The sequence below is a fragment of the Marinobacter sp. PE14 genome (assembly GCF_053566155.1).
The window spans coordinates 497,614-512,198 of sequence record NZ_JBQXNY010000001.1 but is presented as its reverse complement, the minus strand read 5'-3'; the positions used below and the strand labels follow the sequence as shown (position 1 = coordinate 512,198).

10 protein-coding genes are annotated in these 14,585 nt (G+C 58.1%); 8 read left to right on the top strand and 2 right to left on the bottom strand.

What is annotated here, in order from left to right:
* The first annotated feature begins 7 nt into the window (after positions 1-7).
* From ACWJ62_RS02495 to ACWJ62_RS02460, 8 genes are all read left to right on the top strand, one after another.
* On the top strand, positions 8-940 hold the full coding sequence (locus ACWJ62_RS02495; RefSeq protein ID WP_449284778.1) for a LysR family transcriptional regulator: 933 nt from the start codon (positions 8-10) through the stop codon (positions 938-940).
* Positions 941-1,008: 68 nt separating this feature from the next.
* Positions 1,009-1,824 (top strand): putative hydro-lyase, encoded by an 816-nt coding sequence (locus ACWJ62_RS02490; protein ID WP_449284777.1) that lies wholly within the window; start codon positions 1,009-1,011, stop codon positions 1,822-1,824.
* A gap of 50 nt (positions 1,825-1,874) precedes the next feature.
* A complete protein-coding gene (locus ACWJ62_RS02485; RefSeq protein ID WP_449284776.1) occupies positions 1,875-2,840 on the top strand; it encodes a TRAP transporter substrate-binding protein in 966 nt (321 codons plus the stop codon).
* Positions 2,841-2,899: 59 nt separating this feature from the next.
* Positions 2,900-3,418 (top strand): TRAP transporter small permease, encoded by a 519-nt coding sequence (locus ACWJ62_RS02480; protein WP_449284775.1) that lies wholly within the window; start codon positions 2,900-2,902, stop codon positions 3,416-3,418.
* Positions 3,418-4,725 (top strand): TRAP transporter large permease, encoded by a 1,308-nt coding sequence (locus tag ACWJ62_RS02475; protein ID WP_449284774.1) that lies wholly within the window; start codon positions 3,418-3,420, stop codon positions 4,723-4,725. Before ACWJ62_RS02480 ends, ACWJ62_RS02475 begins: the two co-directional genes overlap by 1 nt.
* Positions 4,726-4,756: 31 nt before the next feature.
* Positions 4,757-5,491, top strand: a complete 735-nt coding sequence (locus ACWJ62_RS02470; protein WP_449284773.1) for a 5-oxoprolinase subunit PxpA — start codon at positions 4,757-4,759, stop codon at positions 5,489-5,491.
* Positions 5,488-6,180 (top strand): 5-oxoprolinase subunit PxpB, encoded by a 693-nt coding sequence (gene pxpB / locus ACWJ62_RS02465; RefSeq protein WP_449284772.1) that lies wholly within the window; start codon positions 5,488-5,490, stop codon positions 6,178-6,180. Before ACWJ62_RS02470 ends, pxpB begins: the two co-directional genes overlap by 4 nt.
* Entirely contained in the window at positions 6,170-7,114 is a 945-nt protein-coding gene (locus ACWJ62_RS02460) for a 5-oxoprolinase subunit C family protein (RefSeq protein WP_449284771.1), read from the top strand. The genes pxpB and ACWJ62_RS02460 overlap by 11 nt, the downstream gene beginning before the upstream one ends.
* A 32-nt stretch (positions 7,115-7,146) precedes the next feature.
* Here the strand turns inward: ACWJ62_RS02460 and putA are convergent, their stop codons facing one another.
* Both putA and ACWJ62_RS02450 read right to left on the bottom strand, forming a co-directional pair.
* The gene (gene putA, locus ACWJ62_RS02455) at positions 7,147-10,776 is read right to left on the bottom strand and encodes a bifunctional proline dehydrogenase/L-glutamate gamma-semialdehyde dehydrogenase PutA (RefSeq protein WP_449284770.1); all 3,630 of its coding nucleotides are present in this window, start codon (positions 10,774-10,776) and stop codon (positions 7,147-7,149) included.
* A 170-nt stretch (positions 10,777-10,946) separates the two neighbouring features.
* On the bottom strand, positions 10,947-14,441 hold the full coding sequence (locus ACWJ62_RS02450) for an NAD-glutamate dehydrogenase (protein ID WP_449284769.1): 3,495 nt from the start codon (positions 14,439-14,441) through the stop codon (positions 10,947-10,949).
* Positions 14,442-14,585: the final 144 nt, after the last annotated feature.

Below are 14,585 nucleotides of genomic sequence, written 5' to 3'. Positions count from 1 at the left end.
ATAACCGATGAATTTCAAGCGTCTGGAGACCTTCATCTGGGTTGCGACGCTTGGCAGCTTTCGCAAGGCTGCCGAGCACCAGCACACGACCCAGCCGGCCATTTCCAACCGTATTGCCGCGCTTGAAGACGAGCTTGGCGTCAGGCTGTTCGAGCGGGAATCCGGGCACAGCAAACTCACGAGCAAGGGGCAGGAGCTACTGCCCTATGCCGAGAAAATTGTCTTCATAGCCCAGCAGCTGCGCAAGCGCGCAGACCGGGGGGCCTCGCTCTCCGGCATTCTCAGGCTCGGGGTTTCCGAAACCATTGTGCACTCCTGGCTACCGCGTTTTTTCCGGGAGCTGCACGAAACGGCCCCCAATCTGGATGTGGAAATTACCGTGGATGTCTCCGGCAACCTCCGATCCGGTTTGCTGGACCGGAGCCTCGACCTGGCCTTCCTGATGGGGCCCGTATCTGAGCCGAAAATCGAAAACCGGGCGCTTTGCAGTTTCCCACTGATCTGGGTCGCCAGTCCCGAGCTCAACCTTCCGGACCAGCTCCTGGCTCTGAAGGACCTGGCCGAATGGCCCATCATTACCTACGCCCGAAACACCAAACCCTTTGCTGAAATCAGCCAAAAATTCAGCGAACTGGATGAACTGCCGGCACGCTTCTACTCCTCAAGCTCGCTGGCAGCCTGCCGGCAGTTAACCCTGGACGGGATTGGTATCTCCACGCTTCCGCTAAGCGTAATCAAACATGAACTGGAAAGCGGTCGTCTTGTCCAGCTCAACACCTCGTGGACGCCCTCCGAACTCTCCTTCACCGCGTCTTATTCCGGTGCCCCTTTCAACCCGATTGCCGAACTCGCGGCAAACCTTGGCGTGATGGTTTCCGACGAATACGACCGAACAACACATCACGAAAAGTTATCGCCGGACCTAAAAAACGATAATTAGACTTTTTCACCAGCCGGTATACCCTGAAATTTAGTTGTAAAAAACAATTTCAATCAGGGGTTACCGTCATGCACACCGGTGCGTATTCCGATTTCAAGAACAACCTGCTTGATCAGGCCTCAGAATTACGCGCCCGCATTCGTTCGGGCGCCCACACAGCGCCCACAAGTGGCCTGGCCAACAGCCTCTTGCAGGGAAACGTAGTCATCCTGCCGTCCGAATGGGCCGGCGATTTTCTCCTATACTGTCAGAATAACCCGGTTGCCTGTCCCCTGATCGGCATGTCTCAACCCGGGGATCCCAGCCTCCCTGACCTGGGACACGATCTGGATATCCGTACCGATGTGCCCGAATACCAGGTTTTCAGAAATGGCGAGCGAGCGGAGAAAGTCACTGATCTCAAGAGCCTTTGGCAGGACGACCTGGTGACGTTTGTCCTGGGTTGCTCGTTCTCGTTTGAAGATGCCCTGATCAGGGCCGGTCTCTCGGTCCGGAACGTGGACGAGGGGCGGAACGTTTCCATGTTCCGCTCGAACATTGCCACCCGGCCAGCCGGCCGTTTCAGCGGCAACATGGTGGTCTCGATGCGCCCGTTCAGCGGTGCTGATGCCATCCGCGCCATACAGATTACGACGCGCCTGCCAAAGGCCCACGGTGCACCGGTTCACATCGGCGATCCGGCGCTCATTGGCATTCAGGACGTTAACCAACCTGATTTTGGAGATCCGGTAACGATAAGGCCGGGCGAGCTTCCGCTGTTCTGGGCCTGTGGGGTTACCCCGCAACTCGCCCTCGAGAACGCGCGCCTGCCTTTCGCAATAACCCATGTACCGGGAAAAATGCTGCTTACCGAGCGGCTCAATGAAGAACTGGCGGTACTCTGAAGCCCCAGTTCCGTTTAAACGATAAAAAACAGAAACACGGGAGATTCGCTATGTTCAAAAGACTCGCCACAGCCACCCTGGTTACCGGGGCGCTGCTTACCTCAGCCGTTCAGGCCGATCAATGGCACATGCCAACGCCCTACGGCGACGCCAACCTGCCTACCCAGATCGCCTACGGTTTTGCCGAAGATATCAAAAACGGCACCGATGGTGACCTCACCATCACTGTTCATTCCGGCGCTTCGCTGGTAAAGCACCCGGAAATTCCCCGGGCGGTAAGAACCGGGCAGGTGCAGCTGGGTGAAATCTTCATCGGCATCATGGGCAACACCCATCCGGTGTTCAAACACGACAACATTCCGTTCCTGGCAACCAGCTTCGAAGATGCCAAAAGACTCTGGGAAGCCGCCAAGCCCCAGATCGAAAAGCAGCTGGACAAGGAAGGTATGATCCTGCTGTACACCGTCCCCTGGCCCGCCCAGAGCCTGTATACCAAAGCTCCGGTCAACACCCTGGAAGATCTGGAGGGCCTGAAAATGCGGGCTTATAGCCCTTCCACATCGCGTCTGGCTGACCTGATGAACACCACCCCGACAACCGTTCAGGTACCCGAGATTCCCCAGGCGTTCAGCACCGGCATCATCGACGCCATGATCACCTCACCGTCAACGGGCGCCAACGGGCAGGCCTGGGATTACCTCTCCCACTACACCGATATCAAGGCCTGGATTCCCAAGAACGTTGTGGTCGTCAACAAGCGTGCTTTCCTTCGCCTGAGCGATGAACAGCGCCAGGTGATCCTGGATGCGGCTGCCGCTGCCGAGGCAAAAGGCTGGGAAGGTGTTCGCAAGACCGCCGCAGAAGACACCGCCACCCTGGCGGAAAACGGCATCACCGTTTCCGAACCGTCTGATGAACTGATGGCCGAACTCCAGAAGATCGGCGACATCATGGTGAAAGAGTGGGAGCAGGAAGCACCGGAAGAAGTCGGCGCTATCCTCTCCAACTACCGCTAAAAGTTCAATCAACGGAAGCCTCCCGAGTGTTCGGGAGGCTGTTCCGGGAGGCATCCGTTATGAACTCTCTCCGAGAGAAGTTTTATCTGGCATCCGGCTACGCTGCTGGTTTCTGCATCGCCCTGATCATGGTCGTCATCCTGGCGCAGATCGTCGGCCGCCTGTTCGGCTTTATCATTCCCTCAGCGGAAGACGTGTCCGGCTGGGCGCTTGCAGCCTCCACCTTCTTCGGTCTTGCCTACACCTTTCATAACGGCGGCCATATCCGGGTCACCCTGGTGATCCAGAAGTGGTCGGCACGGCCAAGATTCTGGCAGGAGCTTGTCGTCCTCATTTTCGGGTTCGGGCTCGCCTGCTACATGACGTTCTATTGCTGGCACATGGTGTGGGAATCCTACATCTTCGAGGAGGTGTCCCACGGCTATATTCCCGTTCCCATCTGGATACCACAGGTTCCGGTTGCTCTCGGGATGACGGCACTCAACATAGCTATTCTTGACGACCTGGTCGCCGTGATTCGCAAGCGCACACCCTCCTATCAGCAGCATGAAGACGAGCTGAACCTGGAGGACGTATAATGGATATCGCGTTTCTCTCCATTGTCCTGGCAGTGTCGATGATCCTGATGCTCGCGGTGGGCGTGTGGGTGTCTCTGACGCTGGTGGGCATCGGCGTCCTGGGCCTCCTACTGTCCGGCAACGATCAGATCGGCCTGCTGTTCGCCACGTCGAGCTGGGGCGCCAGCACCAGTTGGTCCCTGACGGCCTTGCCCATGTTCATCTGGATGGGCGAGGTTCTGTTCCGTACACGGCTTTCCGAAGATCTTTTCAAGGGCCTGGCACCCTGGATGGCCGGACTGCCCGGCAAGCTCCTCCACGTCAACATTCTGAGTTGCGGGATTTTCGCGGCGGTTTCCGGCTCATCCGCTGCGACTGCCGCAACCATTGGGCGAATGACCCTGCCGGAACTGAAGGCTCAGGGTTACAGTGACAAGATGGCAGTAGGCACCCTGGCGGGCTCCGGTACGCTCGGACTCTTGATTCCGCCCTCCATTATTCTGATTGTTTATGGTGTGGCCGCGGAAGTTTCCATTGGCCGCCTGTTTATCGCCGGTGCCCTGCCCGGCCTGATGCTGGTCGCCATGTTCATGGGCTACACCATGATCTGGGCCAAGCTCAACAAGGATCAACTTCCGACTACCAAAAAGGAAAACCTCACGTTCTCGGTCAAGGTCAAGGCACTCCGTATGCTGCTCCCGATCGTTGGCCTGATCATTTTCGTGCTCGGTTCTATCTATACCGGCTTTGCCACCCCCACAGAGGCAGCCGCGCTGGGAGTGTTCGGAGCCCTTATCATTGCGGCTGCAACCGGTTCACTAAGCATTCAGAGTTTCAAGGACAGCCTGCTGGGCGCGGTGAAAAGCTCCTGCATGATCGGCCTGATTCTCGTCGGTGCCCACTTCCTGACCCTGGCCATGGGCTTCCTGGGCATTCCGCGGGAACTGGCCGCCTGGATCGGCAGCATGTCCCTGTCACCGTTCGAACTCCTGATTGGCCTGACGGTGCTCTTCGTCCTTCTCGGCTGTTTCCTCGACGGGATTTCGGTCGTGGTTCTGACCGTGGCGGTTGTCATGCCGATGGTTCAGCAGGCTGGCATCGACTTGCTCTGGTTCGGGATCTTTATTGTGCTGGTGGTAGAGATGGCACAGATCACGCCCCCGGTGGGCTTCAACCTGTTCGTCATCCAGGCTCTGACCGGCAAGGACATACTGTATGTGGCTCGGGCAGCCCTGCCGTTCTTCCTGCTGATCATGGCAGCACTTTTCCTGATTGGCTGGTTCCCGGAGATTGTCACTTACCTGCCCCAGACCATGAGCCGGGGATGACGCAGGCAACAACGTTTTTCGGAGGTACACAATGAAACTCAACTGCGATATGGGTGAGAGCTTCGGCACCTGGACCAAGGGTATGGACTCTGAAGTCATGCCTTACATCGATATGGCCAGTATTGCCTGCGGTTTTCATGCGTCCGACCCACTGACCATGGACCATACCGTCAAGCTCGCACTGGCCCAGAACGTCACCATCGGCGCCCACCCCGGCTACCCGGACCTGCTCGGTTTCGGCCGCCGGGACATGGACTGCCGCCCGGACGAGCTCAAGGCTATCCTGGTTTACCAGATGGCGGCGCTGAACGGCATCTGCCAGGTGCATGGCACTTCGATCTCCTACGTGAAGCCCCATGGCGCGCTGTACAACCGGATGATGGTCGATAACACCACCTTGTCCGTGGTTATGTCCGCCGTTCGCTCCTACGCACCAAAGTGTCCCCTGGTGGTCATGGCAACGCCGGACTGGCAACAGGTCAAGGATCGGGCGGACGAATACGGCATTGAGGTCTGGTTCGAGGCATTCTCTGATCGCGCCTACAGCGACGAGGGCAGACTGGTAAAACGGTCGATTCGCGGTGCCGTCCACGAGACCACCGACGCCATTGAGGCGCAGGTTACCCAGATTATCCGTGAAGGAACCGTCACCTCGATCTCGGGCAAACATATTCCGATCAAGGCGGATACCATCTGCATTCATGGCGACAGCTACCATGCCGTCGACGCTGCACGGCATATGCGTCAGGTTGTAGAAGCGCTATGAGGATCGAGTCGGTCAACGAAAACACCTGCATGGTGTATTTTGGCGACCAGATCGGAGCGGAATCCGCGGGCCTGGTCAAGCGGGCCACGGACCGGCTGCGGCGCGACATGTCCGACCTCATCGTCGACCTGGTCCCCTCATACACCTCAATTCTGGTGACCTGGGATCTGGAACAGGCTGACCGGTTTGCCATCGCCCGCAAGGTGGGCGCAGCGATCGACTCCGAGGATGATGATTCCACCGGGGACGACTCTGCCCGCATCGTCGAGCTGCCCGTCTATTATGATCCCGAAGTGGGTCTGGACCTGGAGGATGTCTGCGAACATGCCGGCCTGCCCCGGGACGAGGTCGTTCGCATTCACAGTGAACAGCTTTATCAGGTCTACGCCATCGGCTTCGCTCCGGGGTTTGCCTACCTGGGAAGTACCGACGAACGGATTGCCATTCCGCGGAAATCCACGCCCCGACTTAAAGTCCCTACCGGCAGCGTCGGTATCGCAGGCACTCAAACCGCAATCTACCCGAGCTGCACGCCCGGTGGCTGGCAGATCATTGGCCGCACACCGCAGAAAATGGTTGATTGGGACAGCGACTCCCTGGCCCTGGTACAGGTAGGCGATCAGGTGCGCTTTCGCGCCATAAGCCGGGACGAATTCCTCGAGCTGGGAGGCAACCTCGATGAGCTTTGAAGTCCTCGAACCTGGAATGCTGGCCCTTGTTCAGGATGCCGGCCGCCACGGCTACCAGCATATGGGCGTGACCACCGGCGGTCCCATGGACGAGTTTTCGTTTTTCTGGGCGAACCGTTTGCTGGACAATGATCTCAATGCCCCTCAGATCGAAATCACCTTTGGCAGATTCAGCCTGAAGGCGAACCATGATGCCTGCATTGCCATTACCGGCGGCGATCTGGGCGCCCGCATCAACGATCGTGCCGTTGAACCCTGGCGAACCCATCACATCAGCAAAGGTGACCGACTGGACTTCAACGCGCCCGTGAGCGGCTTGCGGGCCTACCTGGCGGTCAGCGGCGGATTCAAGCCAGCCATGAAGCTGGGCAGTTGCGCTACCGTGGCACGCGAGGGCCTGGGTGGCCTCGATGGCAAGGGCGCGAAACTGGCCAAGGGCGATAAGCTGGAGTTTGAGAAAAACGCATCGTTTGTTGAGGCATTTCTTCCCGAACCAGAAATCCCCGATTATCAACAGCACCTTCGCCTGGGTGTCATTCCAGGCTATCAATATCAGAGCTTCCCCGCGGTTCAGCGAATGAAGTTTTTCTCGTGCGATTATGAAATCAGCCAGAATATCGATCGCATGGGGTATCGCCTGAAAGGTGACGCCATCTATTCGGATCTGGACGGGATTGTTTCGGAAGGGATCGCCTACGGTGCTATTCAGGTACCGAAAGATGGCCAGCCAATTGTTCTGATGAAGGACCGGCAAACCATCGGCGGCTACCCGAAAATCGGCTGCCTGAGCGCCCTGGATGCAGGTCTTCTGGCCCAGAGGGGGCCAGGATCACCGGTGAGCTTCTTCCTCTCGGACGTTGCCGAGGCCGAAGGCCGCCGAATGCTGTTTAACCAGAGGCTGAAAACAGGCGCGCCCGGCGTCAGGACTACCTGAGGCCGGGCGCGTTTGGAACCGATTGTCGCCGCTTATTCCGAGGCGGCAATCAGGCTGGCGTTACCACCGGCTGCCGTTGTGTCGACACATAGATGGCGTTCGATCACAAATCGCTGATCCAGCGTGTGCTCTGTAATCAGCGGTAGCAACGCGCCATCACGCTTGGCCAATGCCTCGCGATAGGCTTTCAGCAGGGGTTGATCGCCGCAGCTGACAACTGCCTCGAAGCCATCAATGGTTGCCAGTGCCTCCGGCTCCAACAGACCCTCGGCGCCTGCGATCGGCAGCCCGGCCTTGTTCGCTTTATCGACCACATCCTGAGTCCCTGGTGCAATCACCACAACCTTGTTGCCCTGTGACAACGCGGTGCCGGCCTGCTCCAGAGCGGTTTCCTTGTCTGGTCCCAGACACAGCACAACGCCACGGGCATGGTTGGACAGGCGGTTGGTCTCACCCGTTGGCCCGGGCAGCGCTTCCACGTGAGCGTCCAGCGGCTCCGGAACGTTTCCAAAGATGGCCCTGACGGCGTCCATACGGGCTTCCGGCCTGGCCGCCTTCAGTTTGTCCAGCTGCCCGATCAGTTTCTGCAACTGCTTGGCATCCGCCTTCTTGGCGTTCGAATCCGCCTCGCGCTCGACTGTTTCACCTTTCAGGAAACGACGAACATACTGCGGACCACCGGCCTTGGGGCCGGTGCCTGACAGGCCTTCACCACCGAATGGCTGGGAACCCACGATGGCACCGATCTGGTTGCGGTTCACGTAGGTGTTGCCTACCTTGATCCGACTGGTAATGCGCTCAACCCGGCGATCAACCCGGCTGTGGATACCGAACGTCAAACCGTAGCCCTTGGCGTTGACGTCATCCACCACCTTATCGATGTTCTTCGCCTCGAACGTCGCCACATGCAGTACCGGGCCGAAGATTTCCTCCTCCATTTCCTCGATGCCACTGACGCTGAGAACCGCCGGCGAAACAAACAGCCCTTTCTCGGGGACCTTCATCTTCTTCAACAGCTTGCCGTTGCGCTCGAACTTCTCGCAGTGGTCCACGATCTTCTTGCGGGCGTTCTCGTCGATCACCGGGCCCACATCCGTGGACAACAACCAGGGGTCGCCGATGCCGAGTTCTTCCATTGCTCCGTAGAGCATTTCCAGAAGGCCATCGGCAATGTCTTTCTGCACATAGAGCATGCGCAGGGCTGAACACCGCTGACCGGCACTCTGGAACGAGGAGGCCAGCACGTCACGGACAACCTGCTCCGGCAATGCCGTGGAATCCACGATCATCGCATTCAGGCCGCCAGTCTCTGCCACCAGCGGCGCGTCCGGTGCCATATTCTCGGTCATCACCTTGTTGATGCGCTGGGCTGTCGCGGTAGAGCCGGTGAAGCACACGCCACTAACCCGCGAATCGGAGGTCAGGGCCGCACCCACGGTGGCGCCGGTACCTGGCACCAACTGGATGGCATCGGTCGGGATACCCGCCTGATGCATCAGTTCCACAGCGCGAATGGCCAGCAGGGATGTCTGCTCAGCCGGCTTCGCCACCACGGTGTTGCCCGCCGCCAGGTTGGCCAGAATCTGCCCGGTGAAGATCGCCAGCGGGAAGTTCCATGGCGAAATACAACACATCACGCCGCGGGCATCGCCGCTGTCTTTATAGCGAATAGCCTCGTTGGCGTAGTACTGGGAGAAATCGACCGCTTCACGGATCTCAGCAACCGCATCCAGCAGGGATTTGCCGGCTTCACGGGTAGTGAGCGCGAACAGCTCGGCGTAGTTCTCCTCGTATAGGTCGCCCACCTTGCGGACGCAGGCAGCACGCTCTTCAGCCGATTTGGCAGACCAGCTCTCGAACGCAGCCGCCGCGGAGGTAATCGCAGTGTCTACATCGGCATCGGAGGCCTGAGTGACGTGGCCAACCAGATCGTCCGGATCGGCCGGGTTACGTACCACCTGCACTTCGGTACCGGCCACCTCGCCAGCAATCAGCGGACCACCCTTCCATCGATAATCCTTGTAGGCTCCGCGACCTTTCTCGATCTCGTTCACGGTGACCGGATCGGTGATATCCCAGCCTTTGGAGTTGCGACGCTGATCGCCAAACAGCTTGAAAGGATGCACGATCGCCTTGCTGGAAATGTTACTGCCCATCTCCTCAACACTGACAATCGGGTCCTTGGCAATCTCTTCCGGCGTGATGCGCTTGTCGACAATCTGGTTCACGAAGGAGCTGTTGGCGCCGTTCTCCAACAAACGACGCACCAGATACGCCAGCAGATCCTTGTGCGGGCCAACCGGCGCATAAATGCGACAGGGCACACCACTGACCTTCAGAACCTCATTGTGCAGGGACTCGCCCATGCCATGCAGGCGCTGGAATTCATAATTGTCCACCCCCTTGGTCTTGGCCATTTCAAGAATGGCGGATACCGAATGGGCGTTGTGAGTAGCGAACTGCGGGTAGATCCGGTTCGTCATATTCAACAGTTTGGTGGCGCAGGACAGAAACGATACGTCACTGCAGGCCTTGCGGGTAAACACCGGAAAGCCGTCCAGGCCCATTACCTGGGCACGCTTGATCTCGGCATCCCAGTACGCACCTTTCACCAACCGCACCATGAACTTGCGGTCGTACTTCTCGGCCAGCCCGTACAGCCAGTCGAGAACGAACGCCGAGCGCTTTCCGTAGGCCTGAACGACCACGCCGAAGCCATCCCAGCCGGCAAGCTCGGGATCGGCTACCAGCTCCTCGATCACATCCAGGGACAGATCCAGACGATCTTGCTCTTCGGCATCGATATTGAAGCCCATGTTCGCAGCCGCGGCCTTTTTAACCAGCTCGCGGGCCCGGGGCAGCAACTCGTTCATAACCCGCTCTTTATTACCGTACTCGTAGCGGGCCAGCAGGGCAGAGAGCTTGACCGAAATGCCCGGGTTCTTGCGGACATCGCCCTTGCTCGCCTTGGCAATGCTGTCGATAGCGTTGGAATAGGAGTCGTAATAACGCTTGGCATCATCATCGGTGCGCGCGGCTTCACCCAACATGTCGTAGGAGTAGGTGTAGCCCTTGTCCATGTACTCTTTGGCTTCATCCTGGGCTTCATCAATATCGCGACCCAGCACAAACTGGCGGCCCATTTCCTTCATGGCCTGCCCGGCAACAGTTCGGATAACCGGCTCACCAAAGCGCTTGAGCAGCTTACGAAGGGTTTCGCCGACGGTGTTGCGTTCGGAGTCCTTCAGTAGATTGCTGGTCATCAGCAGGGCAACAGTGGCAGTGTTGATCAGTGAAGACGACGCCTTGCCCACGTGAGTGCCCCAGGCGCCTGAGGTGATCTTGTCTTCGATCAGTTCATGGATGGTTGTATTGTCGGGCACGCGCAACAGCGCCTCGGCCAGACACATCAGGGCCACGCCCTCTTTGGTGGTCAGCCCATACTCAGCCAGGAACTTCTCCATGATGGTGGACTTGGCGTTCTTGCGAACGCCGCGTACCAGTTCAGCCGCACGAGCGGAAATGGCGTCGCGCTCGGCTTGGGACAACTGGGCACCAGCAATCATCTCGTGGATAACTTTGTGCTCGTCAGCGAGATAATAATCACGAATCGCCTGCCGGCTATCGACAAGCTCGGGCGTCTGTGATTGCTGCGGTCTCATAGTTGTACCCTCTTAGTTGTTTGTCTCTCCGGCATTCTACCGAGATCGACAAAGACTATTTCGCTATAAATTCAAGGCAAGCGTGCCATTACGTCTTTAATACATCACAAAAAATTAATAATTTTCTCCGAAAAACATGATTTTCGGGCACTTTGCCTGTAGTCGTCCGACTATGCGGCTTTCAATGCCAGCTCTCTGAGCACTCCATGAGCCACCGAGAAAACGGCACAATCCACGTGATTGGCGGCCTGCATGTCGTTCAGCATCCGCTCCCAGCGGGCGAGTAACATCCGCTTGTTCCCCCGCCACGCCTCGATCCGCTTCTCCGGCGTTCCATCGCCATCAACGGGCTCAGAAAACACGCTGAGCGTGAGGTTCCGTAACTGATGGTCCAGCTCGTCCCTGAAATGAATGGTCGCCAACACCTGCCAGTGACCATTTGCCCGGAAGGCCCGCATTTGCCGGTCCAACCAGGTCAGGTTCAGGCTTTCACCGAGCGTGAAATACACCCAGGCCACCGACTCCAGCTCTTCGTCCAGCTCACGGGCGATCTCGACCATGTCCATCAGCCAGTAGCGGCTTTCCGCGGAAGCGCACCAGGCGGATAAATCTTCCGGGACCTTCCGCTCACAATATTCAGCATAGCGTTCATACCACCGACTTGCAGGAATCACCGATTCAAGTCGGCTTTTCGAAGCCAGCACATCCGCCATGGGAGCCCGGTAATGGTCGATACAGGAAACCGGGTCCAGCGCCTGCCGGCGGTTTTGTAACAGCCAGCTGGTGCTCCGTGTCACCAATCGAATGGCATCGGCGAACAGGTCTGCCTGAACACCGGCGTCAATGTTTCCATCCAGTGATTCCATACCCTCCCAATGAGCGTCTACGTCATGTATTCGCAGGGAGATCAGGTAGGCCGAGGCAATCCGTCCAGCGTCAGCCCCGGTAGCACTGCGTATCCGGTCAAACCAGGTGATCCCCATGCGATTGACCATATCGTTGGCAATCTGCGTGGCCGAGATTTCTGCACGCAGGGGATGTGCTCCCACCGCTTCCGGGAAGGCGGCCAGCAGAGAGGCCGGGAAGGCCGAGTGCAGCGCCGAATTGAATCGCGGGTCGTGGACGATCGGTGATGCGACCAGAGCCTGCTTGAGTTCAATTTTTGCGTAGGAAACCAGTACCGCCAGCTCAGGGCGCGTCAGGCCGCCACCGTGCTCCCGGCGAGCCTGCAATTCCTCATCAGGCGGAAGAAATTCGAGACTGCGGTCCAGTTTGCCTTCTGTCTCAAGCCTGCGCATCAGTCGTTCGTACTGGTCTGCGGTGGCAACTGCCGGGTTCTGGGCAAGACTCAGCGCCATCGCCTGTCGGTAATTGTTGCGCAGCACCAGTTCCGCCACCTCAGGGGTCATGGCCCTGAGCATCCGGTTGCGCTCCGGAAGCGACATCAGTTGTCGGTGCACCAGGTCATTCAGCAGGATCTTGATATTCACCTCATGGTCCGAGCAGTCGACGCCACCGGCGTTATCGATGAAATCACTGTTCACGGAGCCGCCACGACGAGCGAAGTCGATCCGCGCCTTCTGGGTAACACCCAGGTTCCCACCTTCTCCCAATGCCTTGCATCGCAGTTCGTTACTGTCGATTCGAAGTGCATCGTTGGTCTTGTCGCCCACATCCTCATGGGACTCCGAAGGTGCCTTCACATAGGTCCCGATACCACCATTCCAGAGCATGTCTACCGGCGCTTTCAGCAAAGCGCTGATCAGATCCGCAGGCGACAGGCTGCGTGCCTTGATGCCCAACACCTTGCGCATCTGTGACGACACCGGAATAGACTTCATGGATCGGGAGAAAACGCCGCCCCCGTCGCTGATCAGCTGGGTGTCGTAATCGGCCCAGGATGAACCGGCCAGCTTGAAAAGCCGCTCTCGCTCGCGAAACGAGGCCGCAGCATCCGGATCCGGGTCGACGAAAATATGCTGATGATTGAATGCTCCGATAAGGCGAATTCGGTCGGATAGCAGCATGCCGTTGCCGAACACATCGCCACCCATATCGCCGATACCGACCACGGTAAACTCATCGCTTTGGGTATCGGTGCCTTTCTCCAGGAAGTGCCGTTTCACCGACTCCCAGGCGCCCCGGGCTGTGATACCCATTTTCTTGTGGTCGTAGCCCTCACTGCCCCCGGAGGCAAAGGCATCGCCCAGCCAGAAGTTGTACTCTGCCGCCAGTGCGTTGGCGATATCGGAAAACGTAGCTGTGCCCTTGTCGGCGGCGACCACCAGGTAGGTGTCATCGCTGTCATAGCGAACGACATTGGCAGGAGGGACCACCTGGCCGTCATCAAGGTTATCTGTGATATCCAACAGCCCCCTTATAAAGGTCTGATAGCAAGCAACCCCTTCTTCGCGAACTGCCTCCCGAGAGCCATCCCTTGGCGGCTGCTTGACCACGAAGCCACCCTTGGCGCCTGCGGGCACGATCACCGAGTTCTTGACCTGCTGGGCCTTCACCAGGCCAAGAATCTCCGTGCGGTAATCCTCGATCCGGTCGGACCAGCGAAGGCCACCCCGCGCCACTGGTCCGGCACGAAGATGGACACCTTCGATTCGGGGCGAGTACACAAAAATCTCGAACTTTGGCCTTGGGCGCGGTATGTCAGGGATCGACGACGGGTCCAGCTTGAGCGACAGATAAGACGGAAACCCACCGTCCTCGCGAACCTGGAAATAGTTGGTTCTCAGCGTTGCCCGGATGAGCATGAAGAAACGCCGCAGAATACGATCGTCATCAAGGCTAGCCACCGCTTCCAGCGAGTCCCTCAGCTCTGCCTCAAGCTTTTCTGTCCTGGACTTACGTCCTTTTGCCCCGGGCTCGAACCGATTGAAAAAGAAGGCCACAAGCCGCGAAGTGATATCCGGATGCCGGGCCAGTGTTTCTGCAATGAACGGCTGACTGAACCCGAATCGCAGTTGCTTCACATAACGGGCATAGGCTCTGATCAGCGCCACTTCCCGCCAGCCCAGGCCGCAGAGCATGATCAACTGGTTGAAATCGTCGTTTTCTGCAAAGCCGTTCCAGATTTCCCGGAACGCCGACTGGATCAGCGGTCTTGCAGTACTCAGGTCGGCTTGCCGGCACCGGTCGTGGAGTTCGACGGTAAAATCGCTAACCCCGAAATTTTCGCCATCCCGGCGACGAACCCGGTACGGGTGCTCGCCCAGAACCCGCATACCCAGGTTCTCCAGAATCGGAATCACATCTGACAGGATAACCGGCTGGCCTTCGCTGTAGAGCTTGAAATGGAATCCGGTTTCGGAGGGATCTCGAGGTTGGTAGAACCGCATGGGCACATCGGTGCTCACGGCAATGGACTGGATCTGCTCAATATCAGCAAGTGCCTCCGACACCGGAAACCTCGCCCGGTAGGCTGAAGGAAACCCACCACTGAACACCTGGGCATAGCGCCCGCCAATCGAGTCGCCGAAACTCCGGACCAGTTCGCCGTGGAGGTCGTCATCCCAGGATCGGGACTCCTCCACCATCCGGGCCACGATTTCCCGGAGTTCAAGGGAGTCGTCGTTATCGGACGCCTGGTTCTGGAGGACATCGGCAAGCTGTTCCAGCAGGGTTTGTTTTTGTAATGCGCGGGAATCGGTCATCGAAACTCTCCGGACTTGGCAAACGTTCTTACTGGGCTGATGAACCTACCAGTATACGCAAGCCCGGAAAGTCACTTAGACCATATAGTTTCGGATTAGAGGAGTTTCGATTATATTTGCCATATGATTTAGCCGTTAATTCAA